We start from the raw sequence: 18,181 nt of genomic DNA, 5'->3' as shown, positions 1-18,181 counted from the left end.
ACCTATTGAAAAAAAGCACTTTTAAGACTGAAATGAAAACGCCCGGCGCGGCCGGGCGTCTCAAGGGTCTTGCGATGGTCAGATGCGTTTGGCTTGCTCGACAGCGTTGCCGATGTAGTTGGCCGGCGTCAGCAGTTTCAGCTCGGCCTTGGCCGCGGCTGGCATGTCCAGGCCGTCGATGAAAGTTTGCAGCGCTTCAGGGCTAATGCCCTTGCCGCGCGTCAATTCTTTCAGCTTTTCGTAGGGGTTTTCGATGTTGTAGCGGCGCATCACGGTCTGGATCGGCTCGGCCAGCACTTCCCAGCAGGCGTCCAGGTCAGCGGCGATTTTCTGCTCGTTGAGCTCAAGCTTGCTGATGCCTTTGAGGCTGGCTTCGTACGCGATCACGCTATGGGCAAAGCCCACGCCGAGGTTGCGCAGTACGGTGGAGTCGGTCAGGTCGCGCTGCCAGCGGGAGATCGGCAACTTGCTGGCCAGGTGCTGGAACAGTGCGTTGGCGATGCCGAGGTTGCCTTCGGAGTTTTCGAAATCGATCGGGTTGACCTTGTGCGGCATGGTCGAGGAGCCGATTTCGCCGGCAATGGTGCGCTGCTTGAAGTAGCCCAGGGAGATGTAGCCCCAGATATCACGGTCGAAGTCGATCAGGATAGTGTTGAAGCGCGCAATGGCGTCGAACAGCTCGGCGATGTAGTCGTGAGGTTCGATCTGCGTGGTGTAGGGGTTGAAGCCCAGGCCCAGCTCGTCTTCGATGAAGGCGCGGGCGTTTTCTTCCCAGTCGATTTCCGGGTAGGCCGACAGGTGCGCGTTGTAGTTGCCCACGGCACCGTTGATCTTGCCCAGCAGCGGCACGGCCGCCACCTGAGCGATCTGGCGCTCCAGGCGGTACACCACGTTGGCCAGCTCTTTACCCAGGGTGGTCGGCGACGCCGGCTGACCGTGGGTGCGCGACAGCATCGGCACGGCAGCGAAACGCACGGCCAGTTCACGGATGGCCTCGGCAGTCTGGCGCATCAGCGGCAGCATCACGTCATCGCGGCCTTCGCGCAGCATCAGGGCGTGGGACAGGTTGTTGATGTCCTCGCTGGTGCAGGCAAAGTGGATGAACTCGCTGACCTGGGCCAGTTCCGGCAGCTTGGCCGCCTGCTCCTTGAGCAGGTACTCGATGGCTTTGACGTCGTGGTTGGTGGTGCGCTCGATCTCTTTCACACGCTCGGCGTGCTCCAGGGCGAAGTTGTCCGCCAGGGTGTTGAGCACTGCGTTGGCTTCGGCGGAGAACGCCGGCACTTCGCTGATGCCAGGGTGTGCGGCCAGGCGCTGGAGCCAGCGCACTTCAACCAGCACGCGCGCACGGATCAGGCCGTACTCGCTGAAAATAGGGCGCAGGGCCTGGGTTTTGCCGGCGTAGCGGCCGTCAACAGGGGAAACCGCAGTGAGCGAAGAAAGCTGCATGGGGTGCTCTCGGACAGTCGGGCAACGAAATGGGGCGCGTATCATACATGAAAAGATCCGCCGGTCCGTTGCCAACTGACCGGCGTATTACGCGTAACGTCGTGAAAACAGTCTGTTGCGGCGACTTATTCGTTGCGCATCAACGGGTAAAGCTCTTTGAGCAATTTGCGTCGGCTGATCACCAACTGCCAGCGATGGCCGCCCAACTGACGCCACAACCGCGCCGAACGAATACCGGCCAGCAGCAGGGCGCGGATCTTCGAAGCGTTGTTCGGTTGCTGCAGGTTGCGCATGTCGCCGTGCACCTGGATGCGCTGGCGCAGGGTGCTCAGGGTGTCCTGGTACAGCGCGCCGCAGGCTGCGACCACGTTTTCGTGGGCCGGGCCGAAGTGTTCAACCTGGGACTGGATCTGCGGCAGGCGTTTGCCGATGGTGTCGAGCATGTCGTCGCGCTTGGCCAGTTGACGCTCCAGGCCGAGCATCGACAGGGCGTAACGCAACGGCTCGCGCTGCAGGGTGCTGGGGTCGCGCTCCAGGGCGCCGATCAGTGCGCGGTAGCCTTCACGCAGCGCCAGATCGTCGCCACCGTAGACTTCCAGGGTGTCCTTGGGGTCGCGGATCAGCAGGCTGCCGAGCATGCAGGTCAGGCCGGCTTCGGTGACCTGGCCGGTTCTGGCGATCTTGTCCACCAGCACCGCCGCGAGGAACACGCCGCCGAGCGCCGTCAATTGCTCTTGGGTCGGGCTCATGCCGGGTGGCTCCAGGCTTGCGCGACTTCAATCACGCCGCCGCCCAGGCAGATTTCGCCGTCGTAGAACACCACGGACTGGCCTGGCGTGACCGCGCGTTGCGGGTCGTCGAAGGTGGCGCGGTAGCCGTTGGCGGTTTTTTCCAGGGTGCAGGGCTGGTCGCCCTGGCGATAGCGCACCTTGGCGGTCAGGCGGCGCGGCGTGCTGAGGTCTACAGGGTTGACCCAGTAGATCTCGGAAGCGAGCAGCGCGCCGGAGAACAGCAGCGGGTGCTCGTTGCCCTGGCCGACGACCAGCACGTTGTGTTCCAGGTCCTTGACCAGCACGTACCACGGCTCTTCGCCGGCGTCTTTCAAACCGCCGATGCCCAGGCCCTGGCGCTGGCCGATGGTGTGGTACATCAGGCCGTGGTGGCGGCCGATCACTTCGCCTGAAGGGGTCTTGATCTCGCCCGGCTGCGCCGGCAGGTACTGCTTGAGAAAATCGCTGAAACGGCGCTCACCGATAAAGCAGATGCCGGTGGAGTCTTTCTTCTTGGCGGTGGCCAGGCCGTGTTGCTCGGCGATTCTGCGCACTTCGGGTTTTTCCAGCTCGCCCACCGGGAACAGTGTCTTGGCGATCTGTTCGCCGCCGACGGCGTGCAGGAAGTAGCTCTGGTCCTTGTTCGGGTCCAGGCCCTTGAGCAATTCGGTGCGGCCATCGATATCGCGGCGGCGCACGTAGTGCCCGGTGGCGATCAGGTCGGCGCCGAGCATCAGGGCGTAGTCGAGGAACGCCTTGAACTTGATTTCGCGGTTGCACAGGATGTCCGGGTTCGGCGTGCGGCCGGCCTTGTATTCGGCCAGGAAGTGCTCGAACACATTGTCCCAGTACTCGGCGGCGAAGTTGGCGGTGTGCAGCTTGATGCCGATCTTGTCGCACACAGCCTGGGCATCCGCCAGGTCGTCCATGGCGGTGCAGTATTCGGTTCCATCGTCTTCTTCCCAGTTCTTCATGAACAGGCCTTCCACCTCATAACCCTGCTCCATGAGCAGAACGGCGGAAACGGAAGAATCCACGCCGCCGGACATGCCGACGATGACGCGCTTCTTTTGTGTGTCAGAAGGGGCTGGATCACGCATAGGGTTTCAACGGGTGTCTTGAAAAAGGACGCGATTCTAGCAGGCCGCAGCCGCTAAGGCTAAAGAGAAGGGCGGATCAATTCCAGACTGTGCCTCTGGCCGGCCAGATAATCATCGATACAGCGGATGATCAGCTCGCTGCGCCAGTCGGCGCGCAGGGTGATCAATTCGTCACGGGACAGCCAGCGGGCGCGCAGGATGCCGTCGTCGAGTTGATAGTCGGGGTGGTGCTTAAGCGCTTTGGCGATAAAGCATACACGCTGGTAGGTCACGCCATTGCTCGGTGCGGTGTAGAGGTAAATGCCGACGATGCCGGTGGCTTCGACATCCCAGCCGGTTTCTTCGAGGGTTTCGCGCACGGCGGCTTCGGTGAGGGTTTCGTTCGGGTCTAGGTGGCCGGCGGGCTGATTGAGCACAGCGCGGCCGCCCTTGAGTTCTTCGACCATCAGGAAGCGGCCATTGTCTTCGACGAGGGTGGCGACGGTGATGTGGGGTTGCCAGGTCATGGGCAAATCTCTCTATTGCAGAATACAGCGCGATCCTGGATAGAATCATAGCCAGTGTGGGAGGGGGCTTGCTCCCGATGGCGGTGGTTCAGCGACCTGTCAGAGTCTGACACACCGCCATCGGGAGCAAGCCCCCTCCCACAGTTTGATCGGGTTTCTTCAGTGGCTGAGCGGTGGAAGCACAAACCCCGGCACTCGGCCGGGGTTCGTGGTGCTGCGTTACAGCCTTACTTCAACTTGGCAATCGCCGCATTGAGCGTATTGCTCGGGCGCATGGCCTTGCTGGTCAGCTCAGGGTTCGGCGCGTAGTAGCCACCGATGTCCACAGGCTTGCCCTGTACGGCGTTGAGCTCGGCAACGATGGTTGCTTCGTTCGCGGCCAGGGTGTTGGCCAGTTCGCCGAACTGCGCCTGCAGCGCGGTATCTTCAGTCTGGGCGGCCAGGGCCTGGGCCCAGTACAGCGCCAGGTAGAAGTGGCTGCCGCGGTTGTCGATGTTGCCGACTTTGCGCGAAGGCGACTTGTTGTTGTCCAGGAACTGGCCGGTGGCCTGGTCCAGGGTTTTGGACAGTACCAGGGCTTTCGGGTTGTTGTACGTCACACCCAGATGTTCAAGGGACGCGGCCAGGGCCAGGAACTCGCCCAGGGAGTCCCAGCGCAGGAAGTTTTCTTCCAGCAGTTGCTGCACGTGCTTGGGCGCCGAACCGCCGGCGCCGGTTTCGAACAGGCCGCCGCCGTTCATCAGTGGCACGATCGACAGCATCTTGGCACTGGTGCCCAGTTCCATGATCGGGAACAGGTCGGTCAGGTAGTCGCGCAGGACGTTGCCGGTCACCGAGATGGTGTCCAGACCCTTGCGGGTGCGTTCCAGGGTGAACTTCATCGCGTCGACCGGCGACATGATGCGGATGTCCAGGCCTTCAGTGTTGTGGTCTTTCAGGTAGGCCTGAACTTTCTCGACCACGACGCTATCGTGTGCGCGCTGTGGGTCGAGCCAGAAGATGGCCGGGGTGTCGCTGGCGCGGGCACGGTTGACGGCAAGCTTGACCCAGTCCTGAATCGGCGCGTCCTTGGTCTGGCACATGCGGAAGATGTCGCCGGCTTCGACGGTCTGTTCCATCAGCAGGTTGCCCTTGCTGTCGGTGACGCGCACAACGCCGTCAGCCTTGATCTGGAACGTCTTGTCGTGGGAGCCGTACTCTTCGGCTTTCTTGGCCATCAGGCCCACGTTCGGCACGCTGCCCATGGTAGTCGGGTCGAAGGCGCCATGAGCCTTGCAGTCTTCGATGACCGCCTGGTAGATGGTCGCGTAGCAGCGATCCGGGATCACGGCCTTGGTGTCGTGCAACTGGCCGTCGGTGCCCCACATCTTGCCGGAGTCACGGATCATTGCCGGCATCGAGGCGTCGACGATCACGTCGCTCGGCACGTGCAGGTTGGTGATGCCCTTGTCGGAGTTGACCATCGCCAGGGATGGGCGAGCGGCGTAGACCGCCTGGATATCCGCTTCGATCTGCGCTTGCTGCTCGGCCGGCAGGGCCTTGATGCGTGCGTACAGGTCGCCGATGCCGTTGTTCAGGTTGAAGCCGATCTGCTCAAGCACGGCGGCGTGCTTGGTCAGGGCGTCCTTATAGAACTCGGCAACGATCTGGCCGAACATGATCGGGTCGGAGACCTTCATCATGGTGGCCTTGAGGTGAACCGACAGCAGCACGCCTTGTTTCTTGGCGTCTTCGATTTCCGCGGCGATGAAGCTGCGCAGTGCGTTTTTGCTCAGCACGGCGGTGTCGATGATTTCGCCGGCCTGTACCGAGGTCTTCTCTTTGAGGACGCTGGAAGTGCCGTCCTGAGCGACCAGTTCGATCTTGACTGCGTCAGCGGCGTCGATCTGTACGGATTTTTCGCTGCCGTAGAAGTCGCCATTGCTCATGTGCGCGATGTGGGACTTGGAGTCAGCTGCCCAGGCGCCCATTTTATGCGGGTGCTTGCGCGCGTAGTTTTTGACCGACAGCGGTGCGCGGCGGTCGGAGTTGCCTTCGCGCAGTACCGGGTTCACGGCGCTGCCCTTGACCTTGTCGTAACGCGCACGGGTTTCTTTTTCCGCGTCGGTGGTTACGGTTTCCGGGTAGTCCGGCAGGGCATGGCCCTGGGCCTGCAGTTCCTTGATCGCGGCTTGCAGCTGCGGGGTCGAGGCGCTGATGTTAGGCAGCTTGATGATGTTGGCTTCAGGGGTTACGGCCAGGTCGCCCAGTTCGGCGAGGTGGTCCGCTACAGCCTTGGCGCCCAGTTGCTCGGGGAAGCTTGCGAGGATGCGCCCGGCGAGGGAAATATCGCGGGTTTCCACGGCAATATCAGCGGAAGCGGTGAAGGCCTCTACGATAGGCAGCAATGAATAGGTGGCGAGGGCCGGGGCTTCGTCGGTGAAGGTATAGATGATCTTCGAGCGGGTGGGCATATTCGGATTAACTCTCTTCATTTGCTGAAAGCGTGCGCAGAAACTCGAGATGCGCCTGGGTTGAGCGCGTTCGTTCAAAGTCATCCATGAGCGAAATGTCGAGGTTTCTTCGCGGTGATGTTGAGTTGCATCAGTCGAGCGTCAAGCGGGTGGACTATTGTAGTAGTCCGGCTCGGCAGCTGAAGGCACCTGTTCCAGAGCGGTCAGCCGTCGTGACTCTTGGGTCAGCGGCGGCATTATACATAGGTCGCTATGCTGACGTAGAGCCTTCACACAAAAGGTGTGTCGTCCATTGGTCTAAAGGTCGCAGGCGGGCGGGGCGCGCCAGAGGTTGCGCGATGTGCTCAGGATTGGCGATTTTGCCATGGGTATAAAGCTTGTAGGCCACAAATGATGCTGTTTTCGACGCAAATGAGCAGGGCGCCAGGTGTCAGGTGTCATTTATCTGGAGTAGGCTCGAACGCAGCCAGATGTTTAATCCATAGATGGAGTTCAGCATGGGATACCAGAAGATTCAGGTTCCGGCCGTCGGCGACAAAATCACCGTCAATGCAGACCATTCGCTCAATGTGCCTGACCACCCGATCATCCCTTACATTGAAGGTGATGGCATCGGCGTCGACATCAGCCCGGTAATGATCAAGGTGGTCGATGCAGCGGTTGAAAAGGCCTACGGTGGCAAGCGCAAAATCTCCTGGATGGAGGTGTATGCCGGCGAGAAGGCAACTCAGGTCTACGATCAGGACACCTGGCTGCCCCAGGAAACCCTCGATGCGGTCAAGGATTACGTGGTGTCCATCAAGGGCCCGCTGACCACGCCAGTGGGTGGCGGGATCCGTTCGCTGAACGTGGCCCTGCGTCAGCAACTGGACCTCTACGTGTGCCTGCGCCCGGTACGTTGGTTTGAAGGTGTACCCAGCCCGGTGAAAAAGCCAGGGGATGTGGACATGACCATCTTCCGCGAAAACTCCGAGGACATTTACGCCGGCATCGAATGGAAGGCCGGCTCGCCGGAAGCGATCAAGGTGATCAAGTTTCTCAAGGAGGAAATGGGCGTCACCAAGATCCGCTTCGACCAGGACTGCGGGATTGGCGTCAAACCCGTATCTAAAGAGGGCACCGAGCGTCTGGCGCGCAAGGCCCTGCAGTATGTGGTGGACAATGACCGTGAATCGCTGACCATCGTGCACAAAGGCAACATCATGAAGTTCACCGAGGGTGCCTTCAAGGAATGGGCCTACGGCATTGCCGAGAAGGAATTTGGCGCGACCCTGCTCGACGGCGGCCCATGGATGCAGTTCAAGAATCCCAAGACCGGCAAGAAGGTAGTGGTCAAGGACGCCATTGCCGACGCCATGCTCCAGCAGATCCTGCTGCGCCCGGCTGAATATGACGTGATCGCCACGCTAAACCTCAACGGCGACTACCTGTCCGATGCGCTGGCGGCGGAAGTGGGAGGTATCGGCATTGCGCCTGGCGCCAACCTTTCCGATACCGTGGCCATGTTCGAGGCTACCCATGGAACGGCGCCCAAGTACGCGGGCAAGGACCAGGTCAACCCGGGCTCGCTGATTCTGTCGGCAGAAATGATGCTGCGCCATATGGGCTGGACAGAGGCAGCAGACCTGATCATTAAAGGCACTAACGGGGCTATTTCGGCCAAGACCGTGACGTATGACTTCGAGCGCCTGATGGACGGGGCGACGCTGGTGTCGTCGTCGGGTTTTGGCGATGCGTTGATTTCGCATATGTAAAACGAGGTTGAAAAAAACCGGCCATCCTGATCAATCCAGGGTGGCCGGTTTTATTTTGCAGAGCGCTCGGCTCAGTACCTGGCTAGGCCGGTTCTTTTATTTCCTGCGGAGCAATCTGCGCGTTGTGTTTTTTCTCGTGTGTTTCGTCATGGGTTTTTTCCGGGCTTTGTTCGCAAACAGCACAAATAGCGATGGCGTGCAGACCCTTGGGTCCCTGAATGATCTCAAAAGACACCGGTTGGCCCGCTTTCAGCGTTTTGTACCCCTCCATGCTAATTGCCGAGTAATGCGCAAAAAGGTCCTCGGACTTGCCATCTTGAACAATGAATCCATACCCTTTGGCATTGTTGAACCATTTGACCTTGCCATTGATCTTGACGCCAGTGAACTGGTCAAGTAATCTTGGACACTGATTAAGGTTCACGCCGCCAACCTTTCCTTGGAGACCGGCGACCGGTAGTCGTTGTAGCTATGAGGTCTGCTGATGTTGTAGCGCGAGACATAGCGCTGCACGTCTGCTCGGGCCTCATGTTCGAGTTTGTAACCCGTTTCAGGCACCCACTCCGACTTCAAACTGCCAAAGAAACGCTCCATTGGAGCGTTGTCCCAGCACTCGCCTTTACGGCTCATGCTTTGCCTAAATCCATGTTTCAGCAGCAAATTTCTGAATTTATGACTGGTGTACTGACAACCTTGGTCAGAATGAAACAACACATCCTGAGGATGGCCCCGTAGCTCCACTGCCATGCCTAGTGCTTCGCAGGTCAGGTTGGCATCGGAAATCATCGAGAACGACCAGCCTACGATCCTGCGAGCGTACAGATCCAAAATGGCTGCGAAGTACATCCACCGCTTGCCGACCTTGATGTAAGTCACGTCGCCACACCACACCTGATTAACCGCCGTCACGTCAAATTTCCGCTTGAGCATGTGCGGCGCTACCAAGGCCTCCACGCCCGGCGACTTGTACTTATGGCGCCTGCGCTGACGACTAGCGATGCCAGCTTCGCGCATCAAACTGCGAGCCATGTAACGTCCGATACGATGCCCTTTGGCTTGTAGCTCCTTGGACAAAGTACGTGCGCCGGCCGACTCTCTGGACGCCTTGTGGTGCCTGACCAGCGCGGCTTTGAGCTTGTCCCGTTCGGGATTTGCTCTGCCTTGGCGCTGGCGCCAGGCGTAGAAGCTACTGCGGTTGACCCCAAACACCCGGCAACACCTTTTAACGCCGTACTGCTCGTCCAGCTCATCGATCAGCGTGAATGATCTTTGGCGTCCAAAAGCAGGAGAGCACTGGCCTTTTTTAGGATTTCGATATCCAGGTCTTTCTCTCTAAGCAGAGCTTTGAGCCTCTGGATTTCTCGTTGATCAGCGGTAATCGCCTTGGCCCCTACCGGAGTCGAGCCCAAGCGTTCTTTTTGCACTTGATCGATCCAGCGGCGTAGGGCTGTGGGGCCGATATTCAGGCTGGCACAGACTTCGGTAACCGGCTGACCTTCATCCAACACCATGCTGGCAGCCTTGAGCTTGAACTCACTCGAATAAGATTTACGCATATCCAAACACCTCAGATTTGGGCGCTATCATAGCGCCCGATTGAAGTGTCCAAAATCATTAGGCCAGTTCACAGACATACCATATCCCTCTGCACCAGACTCCATCACTGGAGTATCATCCAGTTTATCCGTCCTAACCCGAATAAATAAGGTTGACTGCGCGGACCTTTTTTACCCACTGTGGGTTCTATTGGTTGTAACACCGATTTGCCGATAGTCAAGGCGACCCGCCGTCGGGAGTTGAAATTCTGACAGCCCGCCCCCACCACTGTTATTGAACCACTGACGAACCTTTCTTTCCATGCATGCAATCAGCCAGATTCGACTAACCTTCAATCAGGATCGCCCGGATCACCAACACGATGACGACGGTTCTGCAGGCATTGCTGTTCAGGAGGCCAAGCCTGCTTTACAGGCGCCGCCGATGTACAAGGTGGTTTTGTTCAATGATGACTACACACCGATGGATTTCGTGGTCGAAGTGCTCGAGGTGTTTTTTAACCTGAACCGCGAGTTGGCGACCAAGGTAATGCTGGCCGTTCACACAGAAGGACGGGCAGTATGTGGAGTGTTTACCCGCGACATCGCCGAGACAAAGGCCATGCAGGTCAACCAGTACGCCAGGGAAAGCCAGCATCCGCTACTCTGTGAAATCGAGAAGGACGGTTAACGCCGACCACTTGGGTATGAGGTGAAGCTATGTTAAACCGCGAGCTCGAAGTCACCCTCAATCTTGCCTTCAAGGAGGCTCGTTCGAAGCGTCATGAATTCATGACCGTCGAACACCTGCTGCTGGCACTTTTGGATAACGAAGCTGCCGCCACCGTTCTACGTGCGTGCGGCGCCAACCTCGACAAACTCAAGCATGACCTGCAGGAGTTTATCGACTCCACCACGCCGCTGATCCCCGTGCATGACGAGGACCGCGAAACCCAGCCAACCCTGGGCTTTCAGCGGGTATTGCAGCGTGCTGTGTTCCACGTTCAGAGCTCCGGCAAGCGTGAAGTCACAGGCGCCAATGTGCTTGTGGCCATCTTCAGTGAACAGGAAAGCCAGGCCGTGTTCCTGCTCAAGCAGCAGAGCGTGGCCCGTATCGATGTGGTCAATTACATCGCCCACGGTATCTCCAAGGTGCCCGGGCATGGCGATCATTCCGAGGGTGAGCAGGATATGCAGGACGACGAGGGCGGTGAGTCTTCTTCTTCAAGCAACCCGCTGGATGCCTACGCCAGCAACCTCAACGAGCTGGCGCGCCAGGGGCGGATCGATCCGCTGGTAGGACGTGAGCTTGAAGTCGAGCGCGTGGCGCAGATCCTTGCACGTCGGCGCAAGAACAACCCGCTGCTGGTGGGTGAGGCCGGCGTTGGCAAGACGGCGATTGCCGAAGGCCTCGCCAAGCGCATCGTCGACAACCAGGTACCGGATCTACTGGCCAACAGCGTCGTCTACTCTCTTGATCTCGGCGCGTTGCTTGCCGGCACCAAGTACCGTGGTGACTTCGAGAAGCGTTTCAAGGCGCTGCTCGGCGAGCTGAAAAAACGCCCGCAAGCCATTCTGTTCATCGACGAAATCCACACCATCATCGGTGCCGGTGCGGCGTCCGGCGGTGTGATGGATGCTTCCAACCTGCTCAAGCCATTACTGTCGTCGGGTGATATTCGTTGCATCGGTTCGACGACATTCCAGGAATTTCGCGGCATCTTCGAGAAAGACCGTGCTCTGGCACGGCGCTTCCAGAAAGTCGATGTCTCCGAGCCTTCGGTTGAAGACACCATCGGCATTCTGCGCGGGCTCAAGGGGCGCTTCGAAGCGCACCATGGCATCGAGTACACCGATGAGGCGTTGCGCGCGGCGGCCGAGCTGGCATCACGCTACATCAATGACCGCCATATGCCGGACAAGGCCATCGATGTGATCGACGAGGCGGGTGCCTACCAGCGCCTGCAGCCGGTCGAAAAACGTGTGAAGCGCATCGATGTGCCTCAGGTCGAGGACATCGTGGCGAAGATCGCGCGGATTCCGCCAAAACACGTCACCAGTTCCGACAAGGAGCTGCTGCGTAACCTGGAGCGTGACCTCAAGCTCACCGTGTTCGGCCAGGATGCGGCGATCGATTCGCTGTCCACGGCCATCAAGCTGTCGCGTGCGGGCCTCAAGTCGCCGGACAAGCCGGTCGGTTCGTTCCTGTTCGCAGGCCCTACCGGCGTCGGCAAGACCGAAGCTGCGCGGCAACTGGCCAAGGCCATGGGTATCGAGTTGGTGCGCTTCGACATGTCCGAATACATGGAGCGCCACACCGTGTCGCGCCTGATCGGTGCACCGCCGGGCTATGTCGGTTTCGACCAGGGCGGTCTGTTGACCGAGGCCATTACCAAGCAACCGCATTGCGTTCTGCTGCTCGATGAAATCGAGAAGGCCCACCCGGAAGTCTTCAACCTGCTGTTGCAGGTGATGGACCACGGTACCCTGACCGACAACAACGGGCGCAAGGCGGACTTCCGCAATGTGATCGTGATCATGACCACCAACGCCGGTGCCGAAACCGCCGCGCGGGCTTCGATTGGCTTCAGTCATCAGGATCACTCTTCCGATGCGATGGAAGTGATCAAGAAGAGCTTTACGCCGGAGTTCCGTAACCGTCTGGACACCATCATCCAGTTTGGTCGCCTTAGCCATGAGGTTATCAAGAGCGTGGTGGACAAGTTCCTTACCGAACTTCAGGCGCAGCTGGAAGACAAGCGCGTGCAGTTGGACGTAACGGAAGCGGCGCGCAGCTGGATCGCCGAGGGTGGTTACGACGCGGCAATGGGCGCTCGCCCGATGGCGCGTCTGATTCAGGACAAGATCAAGCGGCCATTGGCCGAAGAGATCCTGTTCGGTGAACTCGCCGACCATGGCGGCGTGGTGCATATCGATTTGAAGGATGGCGAGTTGACCTTCGAGTTCGAGACCACCGCAGAAATGGCCTGATCGCTCCACAGCAATACAAAAGGCGCCGAAAGGCGCCGAAAGGCGCCTTTTTGCTGTCTACAATCCACTTTCAAGACAGCGGAGATCAAAATGTAGGAGGGGGCTTGCTCCCGATGGCGGTGTGTCAGTCACTTGATACGTGGCTGACACACCGCCATCGGGAGCAAGCCCCCTCCCACATTCGATGTGCGGTGTTGGTAAATAAATAATACGCACACACAAAAACGCCCGGCATAACCGGGCGTTTTGTATTGACTTGCTTAGCGAGCGCGGTAAGTGATGCGCCCTTTGCTCAAGTCATAGGGCGTCAGCTCGACGCGCACTTTGTCACCGGTAAGAATACGGATGTAGTTCTTGCGCATCTTGCCGGAGATATGCGCGGTTACGACGTGCCCATTTTCCAACTCCACACGAAACATGGTGTTGGGCAGGGTGTCGACGACAGTGCCTTCCATTTCGAAGCTGTCTTCTTTCGACATGCAGTAAAGCCCTCGGTATCCAGTGAATGGCCCGGTGCAACTGCGCCAGGCAAAAGCGGCGTGCATTGTGCCCGAAAAAGGGTGTTCAAGCCAAGGGGTTCTAGTTAAGCGTGACCCATCTTTGATTAATCAGTAGCTCAATGGGCCGATATTGGGTCTTGTAGTTCATCTTTTGGCAGTTTTTGATCCAGTAACCAAGGTACACCGCCTCCAGTTCCTGGCGCAGCGTCTCGCCAATCTGCCACAGGATTGCAAAGCGTCCGAGGCTGCGACGCTCTTCCCTGGGCTCATAGAAGGTGTAGACCGCCGACAGGCCGTTGGGCAGCAAGTCGGTGACGGCGATGGCCACCAGACGACCTTCCAGGCGAAACTCGTAAAAACGTGAAAAAGGCAGGTCGCGCACCAGAAAGGTGGAAAACTGGTCGCGGCTGGGCGGGAACATATCGCCGTCGGCATGCCGCTGTTCGATATAGCGCTGATAGAGGTCGAAGTATTCCTCGGTGAACCTGGGCAGGGCCGGCGTCACCGTCAGGTCGGCGTTGCGCTTGAGAATGCGCTTCTGGTTACGGTCCGGCACAAACTGCGCCACCGGGATGCGTGCCGGCACACAGGCATTGCAGTGCTGGCAGTGCGGTCGGTACAGGTGATCGCCGCTGCGCCGAAACCCCATCTCCGAGAGGTCGGCGTACACATGCACGTCCATGGGCTGGCTGGGGTCGAGGAACAGCGTGGTGGCCTGCTCATCGGGCAGATAGCTGCAGGAGTGGGCTTGAGTGGCATAAAACTTCAAGCGCGCCAGCTCGGTCATGATCAACCCTCGGATAAGCTTTGAAATAAGTGTAAGCCAGGTGCGCGGATGTCGCCTAGGAAACCCACGGGCCTGCGTTGGGCTGATCCAGATGTTTGTACAGGAAATCGGCAAACTCACTGCGTGGGATGGCGCGTGCGCCGAGGCTGTGCAGGTGATCGTTGGGCATCTGGCAGTCGATCAGCACGAACCCCCAGGCCTGTAATTGCCTTGTAAGAGTGGCAAAGCCGAATTTCGAGGCATTGTCGGCACGGCTGAACATGGATTCGCCAAAGAACAACTGGCCCATCGCCAGGCCGTAAAGTCCGCCTACCAGTTCACCCTCGTCCCATACCTCTACCGAATGCGCATAACCTCTCTGATGCAGCGCCAGGTACGCGCTCTGGATGCCTTCGGTGATCCAGGTGCCGTCGGCATAGCTGCGCGGCGCGGCGCAGGCCTGGATCACCGCAGCGAAGTCCTGATCGAACGTCACACTGTAGCGCTGCTGGCGCAGCAACTTGCCCAGGCTGCGTGACACGTGCAGTTCGTCGGGGAATATCACCGTGCGCGGGTCCGGGGACCACCAGAGAATCGGCTGCCCCTCGGAGAACCAGGGAAAACAGCCGTGGCGGTAAGCCTGGATCAGCCGTTCGGCCGACAGGTCGCCACCGGCGGCCAGCAAACCATTGGGTTCACGCATGGCTTTGGCCAGCGGCGGAAAAGTCAGGTTGTCGCGTTGTAACCAGGTCAGCATGGCATCCAGGCTTTGCAGAAGGGGAGGGGAGTGGCAGATATGACGCCTGCCGCTTGAGCGATGATTATTGTCGACGTGGCAGCGCACGGCCAGTGCCAAGGGCACATTGTCGGGTATTAGCGTAAACGGGTGTTTCTGCAACTCTGCGCAAGGGGTGGGGTCGTAATCGGGTCGTGCCAGTGCAGGCCCTTTGCCAAGCTTGCCTTGAATGATAAAAACCACGCATAAGCCTTTGTCAGCTAAGGCAATGCATGCTCAAATTGAACAGGCCATGACACGCCAATTGTCCAGGCTGGCGGGTGAGGGGCAAGTGTGTGGCATCACGCACGCAAACCCGTACAATGCGGCCATCGTGGCGTTATCGTCGTTTCGCCTGTCCAACGCCCTGTGTTAACAGTAGATTTACCGACATTCGTTCATTTTTCAGCTGCTCGGATTGGGCAGCATGTGCAGTCATTCAACAGATGGACGCGCCAAAGGCGCAGGAAAAGACCCGTTTTGAAGAAATCCGCCGCAACACCCAAAGCAGCAGTCGTGCCGGCCTGGCGCCAGCACCTGCACTACCGACTCAAGGAAGGTGCGCTGATCGCCATCGGTGCCCTGTGCCTGTTCCTGATGATGGCCTTGCTTACCTATGGCAAGGACGATCCGGGCTGGAGCCACAACAGCAAGATCGAAGACGTGCAGAACTTCGGCGGGCCTGCCGGTTCCTATAGCGCCGATATCCTGTTCATGGTGTTGGGTTACTTCGCCTATATCTTCCCGTTGCTGCTGGCGATCAAGACCTGGCAGATCTTCCGCCAGCGTCACGAGCCGTGGCAGTGGAGCGGCTGGCTGTTCTCCTGGCGCCTGATCGGTCTGGTATTCCTCGTGCTGTCCGGCGCCGCGCTGGCGCATATTCACTTTCATGCGCCCACCGGCCTGCCAGCGGGCGCGGGCGGCGCGCTGGGCGAAAGCCTCGGCGACCTGGCACGCAAGAGCCTGAATATCCAGGGCAGCACGCTGATGTTCATCGCGCTGTTCCTGTTCGGCCTCACGGTGTTCACCGACCTGTCGTGGTTCAAGGTGATGGACGTGACCGGCAAGATCACCCTCGACCTGCTGGAGCTGTTCCAGGGCGCCGCCAACCGCTGGTGGTCGGCCCGTGTTGAGCGCAAGCGCATGGTGGCGCAGTTGCGCGAGGTGGACACCCGCGTCAACGAGGTGGTCGCGCCGACCACGCCGGACCGCCGTGAGCAGGCCAAGGTCAAGGAGCGCCTGATCGAGCGCGAGCAGGCCCTGAGCAAGCACATGTCGGACCGCGAGAAGCAGGTGCCGCCGGTGATCGCCCCGGCACCGACAAAGGCTCCCGAGCCGAGCAATCGCGTGCAGAAAGAGAAACAGGCGCCGTTGTTCATCGACAGCGCCGTGGAAGGCACCTTGCCGCCGATCTCGATTCTCGACCCGGCCGAAAAGAAACAACTCAACTATTCCCCGGAATCCCTGGCGGCGGTCGGCCACCTGCTGGAAATCAAGCTCAAGGAATTCGGCGTCGAAGTCTCGGTGGACTCGATCCACCCGGGCCCGGTGATCACGCGTTACGAAATCCAGCCGGCCGCCGGTGTAAAGGTCAGCCGTATTTCCAACCTGGCCAAAGACCTGGCGCGTTCCCTGGCCGTGACCAGCGTGCGGGTGGTGGAAGTGATCCCCGGCAAGACCACCGTGGGTATCGAGATTCCCAACGAGGACCGCCAGATCGTGCGCTTCTCCGAGGTGCTGTCGACCCCGGAATACGACAACTTCAAATCGCCGGTCACCCTGGCCCTGGGTCATGACATCGGTGGCAAGCCGGTGATCACGGACCTGGCGAAAATGCCTCACCTGCTGGTGGCCGGTACCACCGGTTCCGGTAAGTCGGTGGGCGTGAACGCGATGATTCTGTCGATCCTGTTCAAGTCCGGCCCGGACGACGCCAAGCTGATCATGATCGACCCGAAGATGCTCGAGCTGTCGATCTACGAAGGCATTCCGCACCTGCTGTGCCCGGTGGTCACCGACATGAAGGACGCCGCCAACGCCCTGCGCTGGAGCGTGGCCGAGATGGAGCGGCGCTACAAGCTGATGGCCAAGATGGGCGTGCGTAACCTGTCGGGCTTCAATGCCAAGGTCAAGGAAGCCCAGGACGCCGGCACCCCGCTGGCCGATCCGCTGTACAAGCGCGAAAGCATTCACGACGAAGCGCCGCTGTTGACCAAGCTGCCGACCATTGTGGTAGTGGTCGACGAATTTGCCGACATGATGATGATCGTCGGCAAGAAGGTCGAAGAACTGATTGCGCGGATCGCGCAGAAGGCGCGTGCCGCCGGTATCCACCTGATCCTCGCCACCCAGCGCCCGTCGGTGGACGTGATCACCGGCCTGATCAAGGCCAACATTCCGACGCGCATGGCGTTCCAGGTGTCGAGCAAGATCGACTCACGGACCATCATCGACCAGGGCGGCGCCGAGCAGTTGCTGGGCCACGGCGACATGCTCTACATGCCGCCCGGCACCAGCCTGCCGATCCGCGTGCACGGCGCCTTCGTGTCCGATGACGAAGTGCACCGCGTGGTTGAGGCGTGGAAACTGCGCGGTGCGCCGGAATACAACGACGACATCCTCGCCGGTGTGGAAGAGGCCGGCAGCGGCTTCGACGGCGGCAGCGGCGGCGACGATGATGCCGAAACCGATGCGCTCTACGACGAGGCCGTGGCCTTCGTGCTGGAAAGCCGTCGCGCCTCGATCTCCGCCGTGCAGCGCAAGCTGAAGATCGGCTACAACCGCGCCGCGCGCATGATCGAATCGATGGAAAACGCCGGCGTCGTCACTGCAATGAACACCAACGGCTCGCGCGAAGTCATTGCCCCCGGGCAGGCGCGCGACTGACCTCGCGCCGCGTGGCAGCACGCGGCGCGCCCTGATTACTCAATGAGGACTCCCATGCGCCTTATCCGCATGCTGTTGTTGCCGGCCCTGGCCCTGACTGCTGTTTCGGCCCACGCCGACCCGGCCTCCGTCGCCAGCCTGAAAAACCTGCTGGACAAATCCCAGACCCTCACCGCGCGCTTCTCCCAGTTGACCCTGGACGCTGGCGGCACCCGCTTGCAGGAAACCGCCGGCGAGATGGCCGTGCAGCGCCCCGGCCTGTTCTACTGGCACACCGAAGGCAAGTCCGAGCAGACCATCGTCTCCGACGGCCAGAAGGTTACGCTGTGGGACCCGGATTTGGAGCAGGCGACCATCAAGAAGCTCGACCCACGCCTGAATCAGACTCCGGCGCTGCTGCTGTCCGGTGATGTGTCGAAAATCAACGACAGCTTCGACATCACCTCCAAGCAAACCAGCAACGTGATCGAGTTCACCCTCAAGCCCAAATCCAAAGACACGTTGTTTGACAGCCTGCAACTGTCGTTCGGCAATGGCGTGATCAACAACATGCGCCTGATCGACAGCGTCGGCCAGCGCACCGATATCCTGTTCACCGGGGTCAAGGCCAATACGCCGGTGCCCGCGTCCCGGTTCAAGTTCGACATCCCCAAGGGTGCCGACGTGATCCAGGAATAAACTGCCCAGAGGTTACAA

The 18,181-nt window shown here is 59.7% G+C and carries 16 protein-coding genes; 5 read left to right on the top strand and 11 right to left on the bottom strand.

From position 1 onward, the window contains the following. Nucleotides 1-78: 78 nt before the first annotated feature. The 5 genes from purB to VRB54_RS14500 form a co-directional block, all read right to left on the bottom strand. Nucleotides 79-1,449, bottom strand: a complete 1,371-nt coding sequence (gene purB / locus VRB54_RS14520; RefSeq protein ID WP_057007517.1) for an adenylosuccinate lyase — start codon at nucleotides 1,447-1,449, stop codon at nucleotides 79-81. Nucleotides 1,450-1,574: 125 nt separating this feature from the next. Next, a complete protein-coding gene (gene hflD, locus VRB54_RS14515; RefSeq protein WP_338477750.1) occupies nucleotides 1,575-2,198 on the bottom strand; it encodes a high frequency lysogenization protein HflD in 624 nt (207 codons plus the stop codon). Beyond that, nucleotides 2,195-3,319 (bottom strand): tRNA 2-thiouridine(34) synthase MnmA, encoded by a 1,125-nt coding sequence (gene mnmA / locus VRB54_RS14510; RefSeq protein WP_322213950.1) that lies wholly within the window; start codon nucleotides 3,317-3,319, stop codon nucleotides 2,195-2,197. Before mnmA ends, hflD begins: the two co-directional genes overlap by 4 nt. 59 nt (nucleotides 3,320-3,378) lie before the next feature. Then, on the bottom strand, nucleotides 3,379-3,825 hold the full coding sequence (locus VRB54_RS14505) for an NUDIX hydrolase (protein ID WP_338477749.1): 447 nt from the start codon (nucleotides 3,823-3,825) through the stop codon (nucleotides 3,379-3,381). Nucleotides 3,826-4,052: 227 nt separating this feature from the next. Further along, complete coding sequence (locus tag VRB54_RS14500; RefSeq protein ID WP_338477748.1) at nucleotides 4,053-6,278, bottom strand: NADP-dependent isocitrate dehydrogenase; 2,226 nt, start codon at nucleotides 6,276-6,278, stop codon at nucleotides 4,053-4,055. A 497-nt stretch (nucleotides 6,279-6,775) separates the two neighbouring features. On the opposite strand from VRB54_RS14500, the gene icd reads away from it, so the two are divergent. After that, nucleotides 6,776-8,032 carry an NADP-dependent isocitrate dehydrogenase gene (icd, locus tag VRB54_RS14495; RefSeq protein ID WP_338477747.1) on the top strand — a complete coding sequence of 419 codons (1,257 nt, stop codon included), beginning with the start codon at nucleotides 6,776-6,778 and terminating at the stop codon, nucleotides 8,030-8,032. A gap of 82 nt (nucleotides 8,033-8,114) precedes the next feature. Here icd and cspD read toward each other — a convergent pair whose 3' ends face one another. The 3 genes from cspD to VRB54_RS24650 are packed head-to-tail and all read right to left on the bottom strand — an operon-like array spanning nucleotide 8,115 to nucleotide 9,588. Beyond that, a complete protein-coding gene (gene cspD / locus VRB54_RS14490) occupies nucleotides 8,115-8,405 on the bottom strand; it encodes a cold shock domain-containing protein CspD (protein ID WP_338481112.1) in 291 nt (96 codons plus the stop codon). Between the two features lie 47 nt (nucleotides 8,406-8,452). Beyond that, on the bottom strand, nucleotides 8,453-9,277 hold the full coding sequence (locus tag VRB54_RS14485) for an IS3 family transposase (protein ID WP_422396109.1): 825 nt from the start codon (nucleotides 9,275-9,277) through the stop codon (nucleotides 8,453-8,455). 8 nt (nucleotides 9,278-9,285) lie between these two features. After that, entirely contained in the window at nucleotides 9,286-9,588 is a 303-nt protein-coding gene (locus VRB54_RS24650; RefSeq protein WP_422396060.1) for a transposase, read from the bottom strand. Between the two features lie 301 nt (nucleotides 9,589-9,889). Between VRB54_RS24650 and clpS the strand changes: the two genes are divergently transcribed. After that, nucleotides 9,890-10,258 (top strand): ATP-dependent Clp protease adapter ClpS, encoded by a 369-nt coding sequence (clpS, locus tag VRB54_RS14480; RefSeq protein ID WP_057007511.1) that lies wholly within the window; start codon nucleotides 9,890-9,892, stop codon nucleotides 10,256-10,258. Nucleotides 10,259-10,287: 29 nt separating this feature from the next. Continuing rightward, the gene (clpA, locus tag VRB54_RS14475; RefSeq protein ID WP_057007510.1) at nucleotides 10,288-12,558 is read left to right on the top strand and encodes an ATP-dependent Clp protease ATP-binding subunit ClpA; all 2,271 of its coding nucleotides are present in this window, start codon (nucleotides 10,288-10,290) and stop codon (nucleotides 12,556-12,558) included. Nucleotides 12,559-12,818: 260 nt separating this feature from the next. Here the strand turns inward: clpA and infA are convergent, their stop codons facing one another. From infA to aat, 3 genes are all read right to left on the bottom strand, one after another. Beyond that, the gene (gene infA / locus VRB54_RS14470; protein WP_002553999.1) at nucleotides 12,819-13,037 is read right to left on the bottom strand and encodes a translation initiation factor IF-1; all 219 of its coding nucleotides are present in this window, start codon (nucleotides 13,035-13,037) and stop codon (nucleotides 12,819-12,821) included. Nucleotides 13,038-13,137: 100 nt separating this feature from the next. After that, nucleotides 13,138-13,845 carry an arginyltransferase gene (locus VRB54_RS14465; RefSeq protein ID WP_338477746.1) on the bottom strand — a complete coding sequence of 236 codons (708 nt, stop codon included), beginning with the start codon at nucleotides 13,843-13,845 and terminating at the stop codon, nucleotides 13,138-13,140. A 55-nt stretch (nucleotides 13,846-13,900) separates the two neighbouring features. Continuing rightward, on the bottom strand, nucleotides 13,901-14,581 hold the full coding sequence (gene aat, locus VRB54_RS14460) for a leucyl/phenylalanyl-tRNA--protein transferase (RefSeq protein ID WP_338477745.1): 681 nt from the start codon (nucleotides 14,579-14,581) through the stop codon (nucleotides 13,901-13,903). A 498-nt stretch (nucleotides 14,582-15,079) separates the two neighbouring features. Between aat and VRB54_RS14455 the strand changes: the two genes are divergently transcribed. Both VRB54_RS14455 and lolA read left to right on the top strand, forming a co-directional pair. Further along, complete coding sequence (locus tag VRB54_RS14455) at nucleotides 15,080-17,485, top strand: DNA translocase FtsK (protein WP_338477743.1); 2,406 nt, start codon at nucleotides 15,080-15,082, stop codon at nucleotides 17,483-17,485. A 54-nt stretch (nucleotides 17,486-17,539) separates the two neighbouring features. After that, nucleotides 17,540-18,163: an outer membrane lipoprotein chaperone LolA gene (gene lolA, locus VRB54_RS14450; RefSeq protein WP_057007506.1), complete on the top strand. Its 624-nt coding sequence runs from the start codon at nucleotides 17,540-17,542 to the stop codon at nucleotides 18,161-18,163. Nucleotides 18,164-18,181 lie beyond the last annotated feature (18 nt).

Origin of the sequence: Pseudomonas trivialis (assembly GCF_036864995.1) — a bacterium.
Classification (GTDB): Bacteria; Pseudomonadota; Gammaproteobacteria; order Pseudomonadales; family Pseudomonadaceae; genus Aquipseudomonas; species Aquipseudomonas trivialis.
Note: the sequence above shows the minus strand (reverse complement) of the source record. Positions and strands in the feature narration are given on the sequence as shown.